This window comes from Sedimentibacter sp. zth1 (genome assembly GCF_017352195.1).
Taxonomy (GTDB): Bacteria; Bacillota; Clostridia; order Tissierellales; family Sedimentibacteraceae; genus UBA1535.
In genome coordinates this window covers 579,737-600,469 of sequence record NZ_CP071445.1, presented here as the reverse complement: position 1 = coordinate 600,469, position 20,733 = coordinate 579,737, and the positions used below count along the sequence as shown (strand labels likewise).

Here is a 20,733-nt window from a genome sequence, read left to right as displayed (position 1 = left end):
CCTTTTCTATATACTACCCTTTTTACCCATCTTTTTAACAGCTATAATGTTACCAGCAGCATCATTATTTTTTACTAGATGTATTTCAATGCATGATGTTCTTTCTAACATTTTTATTTCTTCTATTAGTTCTGTTGTAGCTTTTCTATATATATGCGATGAGCATTCAAGATAAACTATATTTGATGATGTATTAGATGAAATTTTTTTAAGAATATTCTCAATTTTAAGCATAATTTGAAGTCCAGATGGCAATTTCCCATTTCCTTCACAAATATAACACTCTTCATTCATTGAGTTATAAAAATTTTCTTTATTTCTCTTTCTAGTTATCTCCATAAGGTTAAGCTTTGTCATACCTAAAACTTTAGTTCTAGTTTTATCATTTTGCAAATATTGCTTTGCTTTAGCGATTAAAATATTTGTATAATCTTTTTTCCTAAAATCTATAAAATCAACAATTATAATTCCACTTATATTTCTCAACTTAATCTGCCTAGCAATTTCTTCCATTGCACTAATATTTATAATTAAAGATGTTTCATCTTGTTCATTTTTTCCTATAAAGCTTCCACTATTGACATCAATTACAGTCAATGCTTCAGTAGTATCAATTACAATATCTCCACCATTTTCTAGCTTAACTTTTCTGTTATTTAATATATCAATCTGTTTTTCTATATTGAATGTTTCAAATAGATTAGAATATGTATCTGATACTTTTATAGATTCATTGTTATATTCTTTATATTTTTTTAAAAAAGAAATAACAGCTTTCTTATCATCAGAATTTTCAACATAGATTTCATCAATATTATTATTTATATAATCTACAAATACCATTTCCAATAAAGAGTTATGCCTTTTTAAAAGTTTTGGTGCCATAGAATATAAAGCTTGCTTTTCAATTTTTTTGTATTCTTCAACTAAATTTCTATATTCTTCTTCTAAATTAGTTTGATTAAGTCCTTTGGAAAAAGTTCTAAAAATTATACCGCAATCATCCACCATGATTTCTTTTCCAATTAAATATAATCTTTTCTTTTCAACTTTTTCTCTAATCCTTTTAGATACGCTAACTTCTTTATTTTTAGGTATAATTGCAATACATTTACCAGCAAGTGAAATATCAGTAGTTAGGGATATATTTTTTTCACCTATTGGATCCCTTACTACTTGTACCAAGATTTCTTCGCCTTTTTTTAAAATCTGACTGATATTACTTATTTGTTCTTTGACTAAATTTTTCTCGACAATTGTTTTCTTTGATAATAACTCATCAATATACAAATATGCATTTTTTTCTAAGCCAATATCAATAAAAGCAGCTTGCATTCCAGGTAAAATATCAACTACTTTACCCAAATAGATATTTCCCAAATAGCTGTTTTGATTATTTTTATTTTCATAAAAAAATTCTTCTAATTTACCATCTTCTAAAATAGCTACTTTTTCATAAGAAAAAGAGCTGCTTATAATTAATTGTCTCATATTTTCTCGCTTTTCTATTATTCAATAATTGGCTTTAAATCAGCATTGAGTGATTCAACCTTCAATGCATTGAAATAGTCCACTACTATATTGTTTTCTTCTAAAACTTTAATAAAATCAGATGCTTTCATGCTACCATCAGCAGAAGTTTTAAATACCACTTCGATAATTATTTTATTTTCATTAACTGTTTTTGCTTGAGCAAAATGAATCAAATTTTTTGTATTAATTTCTTTTTTAACTATTTTCTTTTTAGCCTTATTTCTCTTTTCCTTGGTAAAAATAACGCCTTCATTTATCATTACATTTAATAACTTATTTAGCTCTACAGTATTAATTTTTGTAGACTCTATGTTAATTAAATATTCTGCATACTTACATAATGACATCAATGACTCTTTGCCATCATAATAAACAGCATTTAATATTTTCATTTTATTTGGCATCACAGCGTTTAAATCTACTATAAGTTTATTAATTTCAACTTTTTCTACTAACTGCAGTTCAAAATATTCGCCTAAACTCTCGACCCCTAAAGAAAGGGGATATCCAAATGATGTTTTCATATGAGGATTAAATCCTTCCGAATATTTAGCGGGAAGTTTTGCTCTATTAACTGCTCTTTGCATTAATCTTAGTATATCTAAGTGAGAAATAAATTTTAAATCTCCCATTTTTGTATATTTACAAATTACACTATACACGAGTACATACACCACCAATCTTTTTCTTATTAATTCCGCAATTGCTACATTTCTCTTTACAGTTTGGCGTAGTACATGCATTTAACGATTGTTCATATTCCTTAATTAGAAAACTCTTTTCAACACCTATATCAATAAAATCCCATGGTAAATTTTCTGTAGTTTCTCTTCTTCTTGTAGCATAGAAGTCTGGATCAACTCCAATTTCTTCAAATGTTTCCATCCAAGTATTGAATTTAAACCATTCATTCCATCCATCAAATTTACAACCTTTTTCCCATGCCTTAATTAAAACATCAGCAACTTTTCTATCTCCTCTAGCAAATACAGCTTCTATATAGCTCGTTTTTGGAGCGTGATAATTATATACAACCTTCTTATCTCTAATTTCTCTATCAAGCATTTTAGCTTTATCATAAAATTCTTCCATAGTATTCTGAGCTACCCACTGAAATGGTGTAAAAGGCTTTGGTACAAAGCATGCAGCACTTACTGTTACTCTCAAATTACCCTTTATATCTTCTTTGGGTCTATCAAAGAATAAATCCTTTACTTTATAAGCTAAATCTTTTATAGCCATTACATCTTCAGTAGTTTCAGTTGGCAATCCAATCATGAAATACAGCTTAACAGTAGACCATCCCAAATCAAATGCAGTTTTAACAGGATTTAAAATTTGTTCTTCTGTTAAATTTTTATTGATAACATCTCTCATTCTTTGAGTGCCCGCTTCTGGAGCAAAAGTCAATCCAGATTTTTTTACCTCTTGAAGTTTTTCAATCAAATCGAATGTAATTGAATCTAACCTCAATGATGGTAAGGATATTCCAATTTTTCTTTTTTCATATTTTTCTAAAAGTTGTGTTGATAAATCACATATACATGAGTGATCACTAGAACTTAATGATGCTAATGTAAGTTCTTCATGTCCAGTAGCATCAATCAAATTTTCAGCTTGTTTTACCAATGTATCTACTTTTTTCTCTCTAAATGGCCTATAAAGCATACCCGCTTGGCAAAATCTGCAACCTCTAATACAACCTCTTAAAATTTCTAAAACAACTCTATCGTGAACAGTATTTATATAAGGTACTATCATTTTCTTTGGATAATATATATTGTCAAAATCTTTTATAATTCTTCTTTTTACTATTTTAGGAGCATTTTCATTTAAAATTACTCTCTCTTTTATAGTATTATCTTCATTGTATACAACATCATAAAATTTAGGAACATAAATTCCTTCTATATGGCATGCTCTTTCTAAAAATTCATCTTTTGTTAAATTGTTTTTCTTTTTCTCAGCATATAAATTGCTAAGTTCTAAAATTACCTCTTCAGCTTCTCCCATAACAAATATATCTATAACATTGTATAATGGTTCTGGATTCGACGAACATGGCCCCCCTGCAATTATTAGCGGCATTGAATCATCTCTATCACTTGATCTTACAGGTATATTGGCTAAATCAAGCATATTTAAAACATTTGTGAAACTCATTTCATATTGTAACGTAAAACCTATAATATCAAATTCTTTTAATTCATCTTTACTTTCAAGAGCATAAAGAGGAATATCATTTTCTCTCATTATGTTTTCCATATCTACCCATGGAGCAAATACTCTTTCACACCAAATGTTTTCTTGCTCATTTAGTAAATTGTACAAAATATGCATACCTGTATGAGACATACCTACCTCATATACATCTGGAAAAGCAAAAGCAAATCTTACATCTATATCAACTTTATTTTTAACTATCTCATTTAGTTCACTACCAATATATCTAGCAGGTTTCTCAGCTTTCAGCAAAAGCTTATCTAGTTTTTTAGTATTAATCATTTTTTCTCCCTTTAATTAACTCTCTAATCTTAATTATTTCTTCTTTATGTCCTTTTTCATCAAGTGGTGTTTCTAAGAAAAACGGTAATTTTTCTAATCTTTTGTGAGAAACAATATTTAATATTGCTTCCATACCAATTTCACCACTACCAATTTCAGCATGCCTATCTTTATTTTTACCAAAAGGCATCATACTATCATTTAAATGTATAGCTTTTAATTTATCTAAACCGATAACTTTATCAAATTTATCTATAACTCCATCTAAGTCATTAACTATATCATATCCAGCACTAAAAACATGACAAGTATCCATACAAACACCTATTTTATCTTTGCATGTTACACCGTCAATTATTCTTTTTATTTCCTCAAAATTACTACCAATTTCAGTACCTTTTCCAGCCATTGTTTCAAGTAAAATTATAGAACTCATATCTGATCTTATAACTTCATTAAGTATTTCTACTATATACTCTATACCCTTATCTACTCCTAATCCAACATGACTACCTGGGTGAAAGTTATATAAATGAATTGGTAACAACTCAAGCCTCTCTAAATCTTCTCTTAGAGATTTTCGAGCAAAATCTCGAGTATCTTCAGTAGCAGAACACAAATTATAAGTATAAGGCGCATGACATAAAATGGGAGCGAAATTGTTTTCATCAACAATTTGTTTGAATTTATTGATGTCATTTAAATCTAAGTCTTTTACGCTTCCTCCCCTTGGATTCCTAGAAAAATACTGAAATGTATTTGCGCCAATTTTTATTGCCATTTCAGCAGTCTTTGAGAAACCCTTACTTATAGACAAGTGTGTTCCAATGTTCAACATAAAAAGTCTCCTTAATTAATTATTAACTGATACTATTCCCTATCCTAATAGTTTATCACAAATTAAATAAATTATCTATAACAAATTTTGTTCATTAATACACATAAATTATAATAATTTTTCAAATTCATATGGTTCAACAGGTTTAGAGAAAAAATATCCTTGTCCAATATTACATCCTAAGTTAAGCAAATACTTTATTTGATCTGAATGTTCTATGCCTTCTGCAATAACCTCTAAATTCAATTCATTTGCCATATAAATAATTGATTTAATAATATTTTTGTTACTATCTTTTTTATTTGTTGGATTAAGAAATTTCAAATCTAATTTCAATATATCAACTGGTACCTCACTTAACATATTCAACGACGAGTAACCATCTCCAAAATCATCCATTTCAATAATTATACCTATTTTTTTAAGTTTTCTAATTATTTCAATTAGTTGTTTTGGATTTTCAGTATATGCTGTTTCCGTTATTTCAATGTGTAGTAAATCTGCTGGGATCGAATATTTTCGCAAAACGGATGCAACAGTGTTGCATAAATTTTTATTATATATATCAATTCTTGATATATTTACTGAAATAGGAACAATTTTATAGCCAGAATCTAACCACTTTCTCAATTGTCTACAAACACTTTCCCATACAAACTCATCCATATTTGTTATAAAACCACTTTTTTCAAAAATTTTAATAAACTTATTTGGAGTAAGAATGCCCTTTTTAGGATGATTCCATCTAACTAATGCCTCGGCACCAATTACTTCACCGGTTATCAAATTGCATTTTGGTTGATAATATACATTAAATTGTTCATTTTTTAAAGCTTTATACATTTCATTCACAATTTCTTGTTCTTCTATAAGTTCATTTCTTAGATTTTCTTGGTAAAAAGCATATATTTTTTTATAATTTCCCTTTATACTATCTATAGCAAGATTTGCTCTATCACACATTTTATTAACTGTTATTGTATGATTTTCAACTTCATAAAAACCTAATTTAACAATCACATTTAAATCTATTGGATAATTAGCAAAGCAATTTTTCGTAAGATATACTAACTTATCTAAATATCCATCAAATTTTTCAAAGCATAAAGCAAAATGGTCAGCGTAAAGTCTACCAAAAACAGATTTTTCAGAGTTCATATTTAACTTTATACATTTTGCTATAGTCTTTAGTATTTTGTCTCCTTCTTCTAATCCATATAAATCGTTAATCAATTTGAATTTTTCAACATCTAAACAAACAACCACGTAATTTATATTAAGGTTATTAATTAACATTTCCTGAGTTTTTTTATAAAACAGTTCTTTGTTGTAAATGTCAGTTAACTCGTCATATTCTAATCTATGTATTAATTCATTTTCATAAACTATGTTTTTCGTAATATCCATAAACACTGCAAAATAAATAGCTGAATTATCAGTTTGCTCAATTTTTTTCCCACTCACCATAGTCCAGCTATATGTACCATCTTGATTTATAATTCTAAACTTATCTACAACTGTTTCACTAGATTCTTTATCAAAGATACTACACTTGATAATATTATCTAAATCTCCCTTTACAATTGACGTATTATTCTGTTTTACATATGTATCATTGTTATCCTTAAAAAATCCAAATTCGTTATATAAATAATCATTTGCATATATTACTCTTAGTCCATCTTTTATATCTTTTCCAATTTCGCATAAAGCGACACCAGCAGGTATTTTATCTATAAAATTTTCAAATTTACTTCTTATTTTAAAATATTCTCTAAGCTTATTATTTTCTTCTCTTAATTTTTCAGTTTCCAAATTAGTCATCAAATTTTTAATTCTATTCCTAATTTCATATGGTTCAAAAGGCTTAACAATCAAATCACTTGCTCCATATTTTATAGCCTTTCTTTTATTTTCCTCATCATCTGCGCCTGATATAACTATTTTTACAATATTTGAATATAAAACGTTTTTACTAAGAATATCCAATAGTTCAAATCCATTCATGACAGGCATAACAATATCAACTATCAATAAAGCAATATCTTCATAATCTTTACTTATAATATCAAAAGCCACAAGTCCGTTTTCTGCTTCTATAACATCATAATCATCCTTAAACAATTCAGCCAATATCATTCTGTTAACTTCAATATCATCAACTATTAATATTTTATTTTTTTTCATACTTAACCTCATTTTTAGAATATTGTTATTACTGTCAACTAATACATTTTTAGTTATTATATCAAATTTTTATTAAATTGCAATTAATTTTTTAAAATTTGTATAAAATAATCGAAATATGTCTATGTATTTTTCTAAATAAATTTCTTTTATGCAAAATTTTATATTTGATATTATATAAATATACATTAAATATAATATTTTACATATACTTAAACTAAAGGCAGGTACATTATGAAAGCAAAAAATATTATTAGTAGCAAAAATTTCATCTCTGTGATAATTATCGTTGTGTCGTTATTAATATTATTAAATATATTAAATGAATTAACAAAACCATTAACTCATATATATCCAGATTACAACAAAATAGATATATCACCTATCATTGATAAAAGTGTTCTAATTGAAAAAGATTATGAAACATTATTTTATCAAACTGGATTAGGAAAAGCATCTATTGATAAACTACTAGAAGATAAAAAATATGGTAAAATAAAAATATTAAATATACAAGAACATTTTTTTGCAAAAGTTATTGTTAATCGAAATGCTATAACACCATTTACTTATGAAGAAACTACTATTGATAAGCAAAACAGACGTGAATTTGCAACTAATTTAGCCCCTTTAGAGAATGGATATATTTTATTAACTAGATCTACTTATTCATTTGGTTGGAGACATGGACATGCAGCAATAGTTGTAGACTCAGAGAATAAAAAGATTTTGGAGGCTGCTGTCTTAGGTGCGATTTCACAGATATCTAGTACAAATAAATGGAGATTATACCCCAATTTTATAATACTAAAGTTAAAGAATGTTGAACAAACTAAATTGGATAATATCTCTAATTACGCCTTAACTAAGTTAATAAAAATACCGTATAGAATTTCAAGTGGTATTTTTACTCCTAAATATAAAGATAATACAGAACCATCAGGAACTCAATGTTCACATTTGGTCTGGTTTCCTTTTAAGGTAAATGGTTATGATATTGATTCAAATGGTGGGATGATTGTCACACCAAAAGATATAGCAAATAGTGATTTACTTGAAATAGTTCAAATTTATGGTTTTAACCCAAAAGAATTATGGAAATAAAAAAAACAGGATATTAACCCTGTTTTATTTTTCTTTTTTATCATCAGTTTTTTCTTCTATATTAGCTTCTATTTCTTTTGCTTCTTTAGAATTTTTTTCTTCAACTTTAGAATCCTTAGATTTTTTCTCTACAGTTCCTATAGCCCATTTAGCAAAAGTAATTCTTTGTTTTGCATGTGGCAATTCAATCACTATTATATCGTCAGAAACTTTAACAACTTTTCCATTAATTCCACCGATAGTAACTATATCATCACCTACTGCAACACTCTCTCTCATTTGTTTTATTTCTTTATCTTTTTTCTTTTGTGGTCTAATTAACATAAAGTAGAATATTGCAATCATTGCTACTATCATTATTATACCTGAGTATGGTGCAGCACCTGTACCACCCGCAGTTAAACCAACAATTTGTAAATTATTAAACATAAATTTCCTCCTTTAGTTACTTTTCATAACCATATTTTGAATAAAATTCTTTTTTGTATTGTAAGAAGTTATCTTCTTTAATACTCATACGTATGTTTTTCATTAAATTTAAAAGAAAATATAAATTATGAGTAGATGCAAGTCTCGCACCTAAAATCTCGTTTTCTTTAAATAAATGTCTTAAATATGCTTTTGAGTAATTTCTACATGTATAGCAATTGCATTCATTATCAACTGGCCCAAAATCATGTCTATATTTAGCATTTTTTATTGTAACAACACCAGTACTCGTTAAAAACGCACCATTTCGCGCCATCCTAGTTGGCAATACACAATCTGCCATATCAATACCATTTTCAACAGCCTCGAATAAATAATCTGGTGTTCCAACACCCATCAAATATCTTGGTTTATCTTTTGGCAACTGCTCAACTGTATGGTCAAGCATTTCAATCATAATATCCTTTGGTTCACCTACGCTAAGTCCACCTACTGCATATCCTGGTAAATTCAGTTCGGTTATTTGTTTAACACTTTCAGTTCTTAAGTCTTTATACATACCACCTTGAACTATACCAAACAACGCTTGATTTTCAATGTTTTTATGATATTCTTTACATCTTTTTGCCCATCTTGTTGTTCTTTCCATAGATGCTTTTGTATATTCGTATGTTGCAGGATATGGAACACACTCATCAAATGCCATCATAATGTCAGAACCTAAGCAATTTTGAATTTCCATAGATTTTTCAGGGCTTATAAAGTGTTTTGAACCATCTACATGTGACCTGAATTCTACGCCTTCTTCACTTATTTTTCTTAAGTTGTTCAAACTAAATACTTGAAATCCACCACTATCAGTCAATATAGGTCTATCCCAATTCATAAATTTATGAAGACCACCGGCTTCTTTAACCAAGTCATGACCTGGTCTAAGATACAAATGGTAGGTATTGCTTAAAATAATTTGTGCTTCAATCTCTTTTAATTCTTCTGGAGTCATAGCCTTTACAGTAGCCTTTGTTCCAACTGGCATAAATATTGGAGTTTCTATATCTCCATGATTAGTGTGTATTTTACCTAATCTTGCCTTACACTCTTTTGATTCTTTTAATAATTCAAAACTAAACATTTTTCACCTACTTAATTAGCATTGCATCGCCAAAGCTGAAAAATCTGTATTTTTCTTCTACCGCTTTTTTATATGCATTCATTGTGTTTTCTTTTCCAGCTAAAGTACTAACTAACATTATCAATGTCGATTCTGGAAGATGAAAATTAGTAATTAAGCCATCAATTAATTTAAATTTATAACCTGGATATATAAAAATATCTGTCCACCCATTTGATGCTTTAACTAAACCATTTTCATCTGCTACAGATTCAAGTGTTCTAGTTGATGTAGTGCCTACAGAAATTATTTTTTTACCATTCTTTCTAGTGTTATTTATAAGATTTGCAGTTTCTTCTGATATATCATAATACTCAGAATGCATTTTATGATCAGTAATGTATTCTGCTTTCACTGGCCTAAATGTACCAAGACCAACATGCAATGTTAATTTTGCAACTTGTACGCCCTTTGCTTCTAATTTATCAAAAATTTCTTTATTAAAGTGTAATCCAGCTGTTGGTGCTGCTGCAGAGCCTGGATGACTAGCATATACAGTCTGATATCTATCTTTATCTTCTAATTTTTCATGAATATATGGTGGTAATGGCATTTCTCCTAATTGGTCTAGAATTTCTTCAAATATACCCTCATATTTAAATTCAATTATTCTATTACCAGTTTCTAAAACCTCTACAATTGTACCTTCTAATAAACCTTCTTTAAATACAATTTCAGTTCCAAGTTTAGCTTTCTTTCCTGGCTTGACAAGAGTTTCCCACTTCATATCTCCAACTCGTTTTAACAACAACAATTCAATAACTGCTTTTGTTTCTTTCTTTTCACCAAACAATCTTGCAGGTAAAACCTTTGTATCATTTATTACGATACAGTCACCTTCATTTAGGTAATCAACTATATCATAAAAGTGTTTGTGTTCTATTTCTCCTGTTTTTTTATCTAAAACCATTAGCCTAGAATATGTTCTATTAGCTAGTGGTGATTGAGCAATAAATTCTTCAGGTAAATCATAATAGAAATCACTTGTTTTCATTAGTTCATTTGTCATTTTATTTCTACTCCAGTATAATAATACTTCAATATTTGGTCGAATGTAAATCCTTCTTCTGCCATTTTTTTAGCTCCATACTGACTTAATCCAATTCCATGTCCCCATCCTCTACCATCGAAATAATACTCAGTTGGTATAGTAGATAGTTGCGATACTCCATTAGCTGAAATAACACTTAAATTGTTATTTTCAATTAATTTTGTATCATCGGCAGACAATATGTATTTATTTAACAATGAGACACTTTTTTCATTATCATCTTCAGTTTCATTATCATCTTCAGTTTCATTATCATCTTCAGTTTCATTATCTTGGTCTAGGTTTTCCGAAGAAGAATCCTCTAAATCACCAATCAAATCATCTAAAATACTATCCGAATCTTCATTTTTACTATCATCTTCAGTTCCAGTTTTACTATCATCTTCAGTTCCAGTTTTGCTATCATCTTCAGTTCCATCCATCAAATATACGTTACAATCTGTAGTAATATTAAACCAAGAACTTAATAAAAAATCATAACCAATAGTAGCTCTAACTTTTTCCTTTTTAAGTATAATATCTCCAATATCTGTAGACAATATACATTCTAAAACTCTATTATTCTCTGAAACATTAGTTACATAAATGTTATATAAATCATTTACATCTTCATAATCTTCTTTTATTCTACTCACAAGAAAACTTTTTGTTGCGATACTTTGCCAACTAGCATAAGGAGACTCATTTGAATATGGATCATCAACAGCCTTTAAGTAAGGTAATGGTGTAACCCATATATTTTCACTGTTTTCTGTTCTGCCGCCACTAGTAGAATGAAAAAAAGCAATAATTAAGTTATCGTCATAGTATATCATTATACCATTAGTTTCGTCAACAGCAATATTCGTTATTTCTTTTTCACTTGTATAACCACCGTACACTTGACTGTTTTGATTATCCTGCATGTCATAACCATCCTTAGCATTTGGATATATGTTTGAAACAGCATAAGTTCTTGCAGCAACCACTTGTGCCTTAATTGCTTCCACATGCCATGATGGACTAATTTCATTGGCTATAACACCATAAAGGTAATCGTTTAAAGCTACTTTATTTATAGAAATAAGTTTTCCGACCTCAGTAGTAAATGACATCATACCTCTGTAAGTATTTTTATCAATTTTTATCGCATTTGTTTCTAAAGTACTATTATAAGAAGAAAAAAATATATTAAAATTACTACTGTACATAAATACTATTTGATTAGAAGAATTATAAACTAATATATTATTATTAATTCCATTTATAGCTTCAGAATTGATAGAATTTTGGCTTAAAATTGCTTGCTTTTCATATGCAATTGATTCGCTGATAAAATTACCACAATAAATTATATAGCTAGTTCCATCATAAAATGGATAAAATTCTGATCCTATATTATTTGTTAATATATCTGCTTCATTTTTCGCAGTAACATAATCCTCAAATACGTAATCGTATAATTTCAAATGATATGGTCCATATACTACATTATCTGAAATATCTATATCTTCTACAAATAAATATTTAGAATCATAATAACTGTCAAGCAAAACGTCTATATCATTATCTAAGGTAAACATCGGTGTAGCTTCATTTTTTGTAATATCGTATACTTCTATACCATTATCACCTTTTAAATCTACTTGTTCGTTAAAATTTCTTGGTCTTCTTATTCTAATTCTTACCATTATGTCACTATCATCAGCAAAGCAGACAAAACTTAACGACATCATAAAAACTATAATAAGCAAGAGCGCTTTAAAAACCCTTTTTTTCATAAAAATTACCTCACTAATAATATTTTAAATGTCTAATCCTAACTGTTCTTTCTTAGCTCTTTCTTTTTTAACGTGTTTAAATCCTTTTTCAGTAACAATACGTCCTCGTGGGGTTCTATTTATAAAACCGATTTGAAGTAAATATGGTTCATAAACATCTTCAATAGTACTCTTTTCTTCACCAATTGATGCTGCAAGTGTTTCAACACCAACAGGTCCACCTTTATAAAAATCTATTATAGTATTCAATATCTTTCTATCCAATCTATCCAATCCAATTGAATCGATTTCTAACATTTTAAGTGCTCTATCTGCTGTTTCTATATCAATTTCACCTTGTCCTTTTACAATAGCAAAATCTCTAACACGACGTAACAGTCTATTTGCAATTCTAGGTGTTCCTCTAGAACGTCTAGCTATTTCATCAGCACCTTCTTCGTCTATATCTATATTAATAATACCAGCTGATCTAAGTATAATTTGCTTTAAATCCTCAGAATTATAATAATCTAAGTTACAAGTAACACCAAATCTATCTCTCAATGGTGATGACAGTAATCCAGCCCTTGTAGTTGCCCCAATAAGAGTAAACTTTGATAAATCTAGTCTTATTGAACGTGCTGATGGGCCTTTTCCAATAATTATATCTAGTGCATAATCTTCCATAGCTGGGTACATTATTTCTTCAACACTTCTATTTAATCTGTGAATTTCATCAATAAATAAAACATCATTTTCATTTAGGTTTGTTAGAATTGCTGCTAAATCTCCTGGTCTTTCAATTGCAGGGCCAGAAGTAATTCTAATATTAACACCCATTTCAGTTGAAATAATATTGGCCATAGTTGTTTTTCCAAGTCCGGGAGGTCCTGAAAGCAAAACATGGTCAAGAGGCTCATTTCTCATCTTAGCAGCTTCAATAAATATGCTCATCTTTTCTTTTACTTTATCTTGTCCAATATATTGAGCTAGTCGTTGCGGTCTTAGGCTAAGTTCAATTTCTTCCTCACCTGAATTTATTGTAGAAACTATAATATCATTTTCTCTTTCAATTTTTTCCATTACTTTTCCTACCTATTCAAATTTTTCAAAGCTTCTTTTATAATTTGATTCTCACTTTTGCCTATTATATCAATATTTTCAAGAGCTTTATTGGCTTCTAATTGTGTGAATCCTAATGTCATTAAAACCTTAGCTATGTCATCAAAATCATTATTTGTTTTGGCTTCTTCAATAGAAAGCCCTTCAATTTCTTTTATATTATTTATATCTTCTAATTTTCCAAGCTTATCTTTTAAATCTAAAATAACCTTTTGCGAAGTCTTTTTACCTACACCAGGTACCTTTGAAATTGCATTAACGTCCTCTTTCAAAATAAATACCTTTAAACTATCAATTTCATAAGTAGATAAAAATGCAAGTCCAGCTTTTGGCCCAATTCCATTTACAGAGATTAATTTTTTAAACATATCAATCTCCTCCATAGTACAAAAACCATATAATAAAATAGCATCTTCTCTTACATGCATATAAGTAAAAACAGAAGTGTTTTCACCCTCTGATAACTTATTTAACGTATTCAAAGACGTATTTATGTTATATCCAATACCATTGTTTTCAATAATTAAATAATCTACACCTTTTTTTACAATTTGACCTTTAATATAACTTATCATAAGTATGTTCCCTTCTGTTATTACGATTATTCTATAAAATCGTCTTAATATCCAGTAATTCTAAAATCTTCTGCAAACTTAAGTGAATGTGCATGACAAATAGCAACTGCAAGTCCATCTGCTGCATCATCTGGTTTTGGTATTTTATCTAGCTTTAATATAAGCTTGACCATCTCTTGAACTTGTTTTTTATCTGCTCTACCATATCCAACAATTCCTTGTTTTATCTGAAGCGGAGTATATTCGTATAAAGGAATATTTTTTATTTCACCTGCCAATAAGTGAACTCCTCTTGCTTCTCCAATAGCAATAGCTGTTTTAACATTTTTATTATAAAACAACTCTTCAATTGCAATAGCATCAGGTTTATATTTATCAATCATATCTATATATGAATTGTAGATATGCTTTAACCTAAGTGGAAAGGGCATTGTACTTTCAGTTATAACAGCACCATACTCAATCATCTTAAATTTGTTGCCAACATATTCTATCAGACCAAAACCTGATATTGCAAGTCCTGGATCCATTCCTAAAATAATCATTATTCTTCGTCGTCTTCTTCTGGCATATCCCAGTTATGAAAAACTTCTTGGACATCATCATTATCATCTAATGCATCAATTAATTTATCAAGATTTTTTAAATCTCCTTCACCTTCAACATTGATGTAATTCTGTGGTAAAAAAGCAACTTCGCCTTTGGCTTCATATCCAGCTTCTTTAAGCTTATTTAAAACTGATAAAAAATCTTCTGGTTGAGTTGTAATTTCATAAACATCGTTTGTTTCCATATCTTCTGCTCCAAAATCAAGAGCTTGCATCATTAGATTTTCTTCATCAATATTGTCACTTAAATCAATAGTAATTATACCTTTTCTATCAAATAAATATCCTACACAGCCAGTTGTTCCTAAATTTCCGCCATATTTAGAAAAATAGTGTCTAACATCTGCTGCAGTTCTATTTTTATTATTAGTTAAACACTGTACCATAAATGCTGTTCCACAAGGTCCATATGCTTCATATGTAATATGATCAAATGTTTCTCCATTTAACCCACCTAATCCAGTTTTAATTGCTCTATCAATGTTATCATTAGGCATATTATCAGCTTTCGCTTTTTCAATTGCTGTAGCCAATGCCGCATTGTACTCTGGCTCTGCTCCACCTTCTCTTGTTGCAACTGTTATAGCTCTTGCTAATTTTGTAAATATTTTAGCTCTTTTAATATCTTGTTTACCTTTTCTGTGCTTTGTATTAGCCCATTTTGAATGTCCTGACATAATTTCCTCCTAAAACGTACATTTATATAATTTTGTTATTACCAAAATAGCAGTAATATTTTATCACGAATTTTATAATTTTTCAACATTTTTTACTCTAGCACTTTTCCATCTTTAATAGAATAGTATTGTGAATTAACAGTACTAATTTTACATTTAGCACTTGTTATATTTAACATTAGTGCTTTCAGTTTTTCTATATCTTCCTCAATACACAGTATATTAAGCTTTACATTTTCCATAAACTCTTTATTTTTAATAATATACTGATTTTTCGATAACTCATTTTCAACCTTGCCAAGCAACGTATAATCTATTTCAACTAAAACATCATAAAATAGCGTTTTGTCTACTATCATTCCGCTCTCTATTCCAATCTTAGCACCTTTTGTATACGCTCTAACAAGTCCACCTGCACCAAGCTTTATACCTCCAAAATATCTTGTAACTACAACTGCAATATTTTTTAAGTTTTCAAGTTTAATAACATTTAATACAGGCATCCCTGCAGTACCCGATGGCTCACCGTCATCACTATATCTTTGAATATTCGAATTTTCACCATATACATAAGCATATACATTATGAGTAGCATCTCTATGTGTTTTTCGAATTTGATTTATGAACTCAATAGCTTCATCCTCACTATCAATAGGACTTGCATAACCTATAAATTTAGATTTATTTATTATTATTTCATCAAAACCTTGGTCATGTATAGTTCTAAACTGTGACATTTTGCACCCCTAAATTATTTAACAATGTATTCATTATATTTATATTTTTCATCCTCATAAATTATTGCTTCTAACTTTACTCCATCAGCTTCGTATTCTACTTTATCAGTAAATCTGTTTTCAAATAAGCTATAGAATACTTTTAATTCACTATTCGGAATTTTCATTTCATATTTGTTTTTATCACCATTGATTTTTTTATCAACATACTCTAACAAATTATCTATATTATTTTTTTTAGCAGCACTTACATATAAATTATTTTCATTTGACAGAAAAGCAATATTTTTATTATCTATTTTATCTGTTTTATTGTATACAGTTACTACTGGTATTGAATTATCAGTAATTTGATTAATTAAATCAACTGTAGTTTGTTTATGAGCTTCTAAATTTTCATCATTTATATCAATTAAATGCAATATAACATTGGCATACTTTAACTCTTCAAGTGTACCTTTAAATGCTTTAACAATTTGTGTTGGCAATTTTTTGATAAATCCAACTGTATCAGAAAAGATAGCAAATCTACCACCTGGTAGTTTTACCTTTCTATGTTCTGTATCTAGAGTTGCAAAAAGCATATCCTTAACAAAAACTTTTTTATTTTCTAATTCTTCAGAATTATAACATGTTTCTATTAACGCATTTAAAAGTGTTGATTTACCCGCATTAGTATATCCAACTATTGAAACTACAGGTATCTCGTCTTTCATACGTTTCTTTCTTTTTGTATCTCTAACCTTATCTATTTTATTTATTAGGCTTTCTATATCTAAAATTCTTGTTAATATATGTCGCTTGTCTGTTTCAATTTTCTTTTCACCAGGTCCTTTAGTTCCTATTCCCCCACCTTGTCTAGATAAATCTTTTCTCATGCCAACTAATCTTGGAAGTTTATATTTAAGCTGAGCAAGTTCAACTTGTAATTTACCCTCATTAGTTAATGCACGCCTTGCAAATATGTCAAGTATAAGTGTTGTTCTATCTATTACTCTTGTATCTACAATTTCTTCTATATTTCTAATTTGAGTTCCGGTTAGTTCGTCATTGAAAATTATAGAATCAACATCTAACTCCTTAGCATAATTAGCTATTTCTTCTAATTTACCCTGTCCTAAGTAGTATCTGTTATCAATGCTATTTCTATTTTGAATGACTGTGCCTAAAACCTCACCATCAGCAGCTTTTACTAATTCAGTTAGCTCCTGCATATCATTATCTTCTTCATTTGATGACAACTGAATACCAACAAGGAGGCATTTTTCTTTTGTATTTTCCATTAATTACCCCTCATATATAGATTTTATTACTAATTATATTATTTGACTATATATGTAGTTTATACTAATACATTTTTATTGTCAATATCATGTTGACTATCTCCATTGAAATTCCGCTATTTACCTATTATTTAATGGAAATTGTGTAAATGATTCCGGCACATCACCAATAATTACTATTTCTGAAAGCAACACGTTATTTGTTACTTGTATATCATTAGTTAGCTAAAGAATAAGCTTAACAAAATTTATATTTTCCATTGTATTGTTATATCTCTTTTACCATCATTGTTTTTTAGCCCTATTTCAATATTTTCTATAGTTTCTTGAACAATCTGATGTGTAAGCCCATTATTTAAATTGAATTGACTAACTACTGTACTTATGTCAACCTGTTTTTCTTTTAATTCATTTAGTCTGTCTATTTCTTGTTTTGTGCTACTTTTATTTCTTTCAAGCTTCTTAATTTCACCTTCAATAATACCTGATATAGAGTTATATCTATTAATATTTATAATATTATTTACCTTATCTATATATAGATTAGCTATAGCATTATTTTTTATCCTAATATCTTCATCAATATTATTAATTTTTTTCTCAAGCTTATCAATCATACCAGAATAGTTGAATCTGCTGATTTTATTGCATGCACTATTTATAACAGTATTATTGTTCAAATACTTATTAAGTATTTTTCTAAGTTCTTCCTCTACAACTTTTATTAGTTCATTATAATTTATTCTATTCGGCACAGGACAAACAGCCTTTGCAAAAGTTATATGATTTTTACATCTAAGATATGGATACTTCTTTCCGTGACCATTATTAATCACTGTTTTCACCATAGGACCATTGCATACAGCACATTTTACTTTCGTGGCAAATAAATGAGTCTTTCCAATGTTATCAATATTTTCATCACATTTTACAGTTCTTCTTTTCTTATCCATTGTATATTGAACAATATAGAAATCTTTTTCATCAATTATTGGTTCATGATTATTTTTTACAACAACCCAATCATCCCTATTCTTATGAACAAGCTTACTGTTTTTATAGCTTACTGTTGTTAGTTTTCCCTGAGTTAGCGTGCCTATATAAACTTCATTTCGTAAAATTCTGTAAATTATATAATCACTCCAAAATTCATTTTTAGATCTGACAGGAAAATTTTCTCCGGTTTTTCTCATATAAATTGATGGCTTATCAATACCTTTTTCGTTTAGTATTTTAACTATTCTAGTAACTCCATAGCCTTCAATATACAATCTGAATATCATTCTTATAACCTCAGCTGCATATTCGTCTACTACTAATTTATGTCCATCCTCTTTTGCTTTTTTATAACCATATGGTGCCCAAGAACCAATAAACTGTCCATTTTCCATTTTCTTTCGTAAAACATTCTTTATGTCATTTGATAAATCTTCTACATACCATTCATTTACAAGTCCATTTATCTGTCTTGATTTTTTGTTTGCTTTATCTGATGAATCTGCCTTATCTACTAATGTTACAAATCTGATACCCCATTCAGGAAATTTTTTATGGACATATTTTTCTAAAACCTCAAGGCTTCTTGTAAATCTGCTCTGTGACTTACAAAGTATAGTATCAAATTTCCCTCTTTCAGCATCTTTAACTAGCATTTCAAAGCTTGGTCGGCTCCTGTTAGTATCAACGCCTGAATAATCTTCGTCAACATAAATCTGTACAATATGCCAACCCAAGTTAACAGCATAATCCGTTAGCATCATTTTTTGATTAATAATACTTTCACTTTCATCACCTTTTTTTACAATATCTTCATCAGACAATCTGACGTATATTGCTACTCTATTCATAAATGCCCCCTTCAAAAAAGGAACACAAATCGTTTATTAAGTTATATATTTATAAACGATTTGTGTCAATAAATTCTATGCATAGTTTTCGGAATTAATAATTCTTGCGATAATATTGGCAATATTTTCTTCCCTCTCCTCTTTAGTTTTTGAAACAAACTTATTCTTTACAACTATAGTAGAAATAGCTGTTTTTTTCAATATATACACCTCCCATGTATTATTATAATCTTATGTTTATATTTTAGAATAATCACAGTTTTTTTGTGTTAATTTTGCATACAAAAAAAGCAAGTGGGTGCACTTACTCTTTAGTTTAAACTCAAATTTTTTGTTTTATGGTTTTAGTGTATAACTTTAGACACAAAATCTAAGTTATTTCTTAAAATTTCCCTAAAGATCTTGTTACATATTTTTTTACATCACCTAATATAATTTCTATATCTTTATTATTTTTTATATAGTAATCTAAACACTATATTTTCTTTTTATTACCCATAGCACAATAAAGTTGTGGTGCTTTAACTATAGCAAATCTTGTATGATCATATTTCGATATTTTCATAATACCCCCAAATTATACAAATACATTTCTACAATCAATATATAGTAATTGCATATATTTGTCAAATTTTGAATTATTGTATATATTAATTTAAATTATATTTATTACTACTTCAAAAGAGGTGACAAGCTATTAATTAACATAAATTAAAAGCCTTAGTGATAATAAAAAGTGAAATAGCAAACAGAAGAGGGTGCTATGTTTCTCATATACCAAAAATATAGTTTATTTTTCTTTTTTCATATTATACTTTTCTATAAAATATTTATAAAAATTTTCGTCCAATTTATATTTTAACTTATAAACATTATTAAATTCATCATTAAGTGTAGTTAAACGAAATTGCTCTGAATTATCAAAAGTAAACATTATTTGTTCATTATACATATTCTCATGAATACTTAAATATACTGTTACATGTATATCAGAAAATTTAATATTTTTTTCTCTTTTATTTAATTTTTTAGGCTCCCCTTTTTTTATCATTTCAATGAATTCTTTTATAACCTTCTTATTATCAACACAATTATAGCATTCCCTGTTATAATTGTTACCAGTTAATATTACTAAAAAATCGTACTTTTTATAATTTTTATAAATATTATCGTCTAAATGTTCTTTTTCATTTAAAAATTCTGACAAAAATTTATTAACATTAGCACCTTTGTTTAAATTTATTAAAAAAATAATAAGAATGATAGAACATATTGATATAAACAGAATAAAGATTTTTAAAATATTTGTTTTTTTTACCATTTTAAC

At 28.2% G+C, this 20,733-nt stretch carries 19 protein-coding genes; 1 reads left to right on the top strand and 18 read right to left on the bottom strand.

Going from position 1 to position 20,733, the window contains the following annotated elements; genetic code table 11:
- Positions 1-6: 6 nt before the first annotated feature.
- The 5 genes from JYG23_RS02860 to JYG23_RS02840 all read right to left on the bottom strand — a co-directional run bounded on the left by JYG23_RS02860 (position 7) and on the right by JYG23_RS02840 (position 7,063).
- Positions 7-1,491, bottom strand: coding sequence for an Rne/Rng family ribonuclease (locus JYG23_RS02860; RefSeq protein ID WP_207236947.1), 1,485 nt, complete (start codon positions 1,489-1,491; stop codon positions 7-9).
- 17 nt (positions 1,492-1,508) lie between these two features.
- On the bottom strand, positions 1,509-2,195 hold the full coding sequence (locus tag JYG23_RS02855; protein ID WP_207236946.1) for a TIGR03936 family radical SAM-associated protein: 687 nt from the start codon (positions 2,193-2,195) through the stop codon (positions 1,509-1,511).
- Positions 2,188-4,038: a TIGR03960 family B12-binding radical SAM protein gene (locus tag JYG23_RS02850; RefSeq protein WP_207236945.1), complete on the bottom strand. Its 1,851-nt coding sequence runs from the start codon at positions 4,036-4,038 to the stop codon at positions 2,188-2,190. The genes JYG23_RS02855 and JYG23_RS02850 overlap by 8 nt, the downstream gene beginning before the upstream one ends.
- A complete protein-coding gene (locus tag JYG23_RS02845; protein WP_207236944.1) occupies positions 4,031-4,876 on the bottom strand; it encodes a deoxyribonuclease IV in 846 nt (281 codons plus the stop codon). The genes JYG23_RS02850 and JYG23_RS02845 overlap by 8 nt, the downstream gene beginning before the upstream one ends.
- Positions 4,877-4,984: 108 nt before the next feature.
- Positions 4,985-7,063 (bottom strand): EAL domain-containing protein, encoded by a 2,079-nt coding sequence (locus JYG23_RS02840; RefSeq protein ID WP_207236943.1) that lies wholly within the window; start codon positions 7,061-7,063, stop codon positions 4,985-4,987.
- Positions 7,064-7,297: 234 nt separating this feature from the next.
- On the opposite strand from JYG23_RS02840, the gene JYG23_RS02835 reads away from it, so the two are divergent.
- On the top strand, positions 7,298-8,167 hold the full coding sequence (locus tag JYG23_RS02835) for a hypothetical protein (RefSeq protein ID WP_207236942.1): 870 nt from the start codon (positions 7,298-7,300) through the stop codon (positions 8,165-8,167).
- A 24-nt stretch (positions 8,168-8,191) separates the two neighbouring features.
- Here JYG23_RS02835 and yajC read toward each other — a convergent pair whose 3' ends face one another.
- From yajC to JYG23_RS02775, 13 genes are all read right to left on the bottom strand, one after another.
- Positions 8,192-8,596: a preprotein translocase subunit YajC gene (yajC, locus tag JYG23_RS02830; RefSeq protein WP_371818620.1), complete on the bottom strand. Its 405-nt coding sequence runs from the start codon at positions 8,594-8,596 to the stop codon at positions 8,192-8,194.
- A gap of 16 nt (positions 8,597-8,612) precedes the next feature.
- Positions 8,613-9,728 (bottom strand): tRNA guanosine(34) transglycosylase Tgt, encoded by a 1,116-nt coding sequence (gene tgt / locus JYG23_RS02825; protein ID WP_207236941.1) that lies wholly within the window; start codon positions 9,726-9,728, stop codon positions 8,613-8,615.
- A gap of 7 nt (positions 9,729-9,735) precedes the next feature.
- Complete coding sequence (queA, locus tag JYG23_RS02820; protein WP_207237928.1) at positions 9,736-10,761, bottom strand: tRNA preQ1(34) S-adenosylmethionine ribosyltransferase-isomerase QueA; 1,026 nt, start codon at positions 10,759-10,761, stop codon at positions 9,736-9,738.
- 11 nt (positions 10,762-10,772) lie between these two features.
- On the bottom strand, positions 10,773-12,578 hold the full coding sequence (locus JYG23_RS02815; protein ID WP_207236940.1) for a SpoIID/LytB domain-containing protein: 1,806 nt from the start codon (positions 12,576-12,578) through the stop codon (positions 10,773-10,775).
- Positions 12,579-12,602: 24 nt separating this feature from the next.
- Positions 12,603-13,640 (bottom strand): Holliday junction branch migration DNA helicase RuvB, encoded by a 1,038-nt coding sequence (gene ruvB / locus JYG23_RS02810; RefSeq protein WP_207236939.1) that lies wholly within the window; start codon positions 13,638-13,640, stop codon positions 12,603-12,605.
- An 8-nt stretch (positions 13,641-13,648) separates the two neighbouring features.
- Positions 13,649-14,254 carry a Holliday junction branch migration protein RuvA gene (gene ruvA, locus JYG23_RS02805; RefSeq protein WP_207236938.1) on the bottom strand — a complete coding sequence of 202 codons (606 nt, stop codon included), beginning with the start codon at positions 14,252-14,254 and terminating at the stop codon, positions 13,649-13,651.
- A gap of 44 nt (positions 14,255-14,298) precedes the next feature.
- On the bottom strand, positions 14,299-14,799 hold the full coding sequence (gene ruvC, locus JYG23_RS02800) for a crossover junction endodeoxyribonuclease RuvC (RefSeq protein WP_207236937.1): 501 nt from the start codon (positions 14,797-14,799) through the stop codon (positions 14,299-14,301).
- The gene (locus JYG23_RS02795; protein ID WP_207236936.1) at positions 14,799-15,539 is read right to left on the bottom strand and encodes a YebC/PmpR family DNA-binding transcriptional regulator; all 741 of its coding nucleotides are present in this window, start codon (positions 15,537-15,539) and stop codon (positions 14,799-14,801) included. Before JYG23_RS02795 ends, ruvC begins: the two co-directional genes overlap by 1 nt.
- A 92-nt stretch (positions 15,540-15,631) precedes the next feature.
- Complete coding sequence (locus JYG23_RS02790) at positions 15,632-16,276, bottom strand: YigZ family protein (RefSeq protein ID WP_207236935.1); 645 nt, start codon at positions 16,274-16,276, stop codon at positions 15,632-15,634.
- A gap of 14 nt (positions 16,277-16,290) precedes the next feature.
- On the bottom strand, positions 16,291-17,559 hold the full coding sequence (gene hflX / locus JYG23_RS02785) for a GTPase HflX (RefSeq protein ID WP_207236934.1): 1,269 nt from the start codon (positions 17,557-17,559) through the stop codon (positions 16,291-16,293).
- A 248-nt stretch (positions 17,560-17,807) separates the two neighbouring features.
- Positions 17,808-19,406 (bottom strand): recombinase family protein, encoded by a 1,599-nt coding sequence (locus tag JYG23_RS02780; protein ID WP_207236933.1) that lies wholly within the window; start codon positions 19,404-19,406, stop codon positions 17,808-17,810.
- 75 nt (positions 19,407-19,481) lie between these two features.
- Complete coding sequence (locus JYG23_RS14990; RefSeq protein ID WP_256440286.1) at positions 19,482-19,607, bottom strand: hypothetical protein; 126 nt, start codon at positions 19,605-19,607, stop codon at positions 19,482-19,484.
- Positions 19,608-20,196: 589 nt separating this feature from the next.
- The gene (locus JYG23_RS02775) at positions 20,197-20,727 is read right to left on the bottom strand and encodes a hypothetical protein (protein ID WP_207236932.1); all 531 of its coding nucleotides are present in this window, start codon (positions 20,725-20,727) and stop codon (positions 20,197-20,199) included.
- Between the last annotated feature and the right edge of the window lie 6 nt (positions 20,728-20,733).

What these genes read in the sequence shown, in the direction of transcription:
- JYG23_RS02840 (WP_207236943.1), bottom strand. Translation starts at nt 7,063, where the DNA reads ATGAAAAAAAATAAAATATTAATAGTTGATGATATTGAAGTTAACAGA.
- tgt (WP_207236941.1), bottom strand. Translation starts at nt 9,728, where the DNA reads ATGTTTAGTTTTGAATTATTAAAAGAATCAAAAGAGTGTAAGGCAAGA.
- JYG23_RS02850 (WP_207236945.1), bottom strand. Translation starts at nt 4,038, where the DNA reads ATGATTAATACTAAAAAACTAGATAAGCTTTTGCTGAAAGCTGAGAAA.
- ruvB (WP_207236939.1), bottom strand. Translation starts at nt 13,640, where the DNA reads ATGGAAAAAATTGAAAGAGAAAATGATATTATAGTTTCTACAATAAAT.
- yajC (WP_371818620.1), bottom strand. Translation starts at nt 8,596, where the DNA reads ATGTTTAATAATTTACAAATTGTTGGTTTAACTGCGGGTGGTACAGGT.
- hflX (WP_207236934.1), bottom strand. Translation starts at nt 17,559, where the DNA reads ATGGAAAATACAAAAGAAAAATGCCTCCTTGTTGGTATTCAGTTGTCA.
- JYG23_RS02780 (WP_207236933.1), bottom strand. Translation starts at nt 19,406, where the DNA reads ATGAATAGAGTAGCAATATACGTCAGATTGTCTGATGAAGATATTGTA.
- JYG23_RS02790 (WP_207236935.1), bottom strand. Translation starts at nt 16,276, where the DNA reads ATGTCACAGTTTAGAACTATACATGACCAAGGTTTTGATGAAATAATA.
- JYG23_RS02775 (WP_207236932.1), bottom strand. Translation starts at nt 20,727, where the DNA reads ATGGTAAAAAAAACAAATATTTTAAAAATCTTTATTCTGTTTATATCA.
- JYG23_RS02815 (WP_207236940.1), bottom strand. Translation starts at nt 12,578, where the DNA reads ATGAAAAAAAGGGTTTTTAAAGCGCTCTTGCTTATTATAGTTTTTATG.
- ruvA (WP_207236938.1), bottom strand. Translation starts at nt 14,254, where the DNA reads ATGATAAGTTATATTAAAGGTCAAATTGTAAAAAAAGGTGTAGATTAT.
- JYG23_RS02845 (WP_207236944.1), bottom strand. Translation starts at nt 4,876, where the DNA reads ATGTTGAACATTGGAACACACTTGTCTATAAGTAAGGGTTTCTCAAAG.
- queA (WP_207237928.1), bottom strand. Translation starts at nt 10,761, where the DNA reads ATGAAAACAAGTGATTTCTATTATGATTTACCTGAAGAATTTATTGCT.
- ruvC (WP_207236937.1), bottom strand. Translation starts at nt 14,799, where the DNA reads ATGATTATTTTAGGAATGGATCCAGGACTTGCAATATCAGGTTTTGGT.
- JYG23_RS02795 (WP_207236936.1), bottom strand. Translation starts at nt 15,539, where the DNA reads ATGTCAGGACATTCAAAATGGGCTAATACAAAGCACAGAAAAGGTAAA.
- JYG23_RS02860 (WP_207236947.1), bottom strand. Translation starts at nt 1,491, where the DNA reads ATGAGACAATTAATTATAAGCAGCTCTTTTTCTTATGAAAAAGTAGCT.
- JYG23_RS02835 (WP_207236942.1), top strand. Translation starts at nt 7,298, where the DNA reads ATGAAAGCAAAAAATATTATTAGTAGCAAAAATTTCATCTCTGTGATA.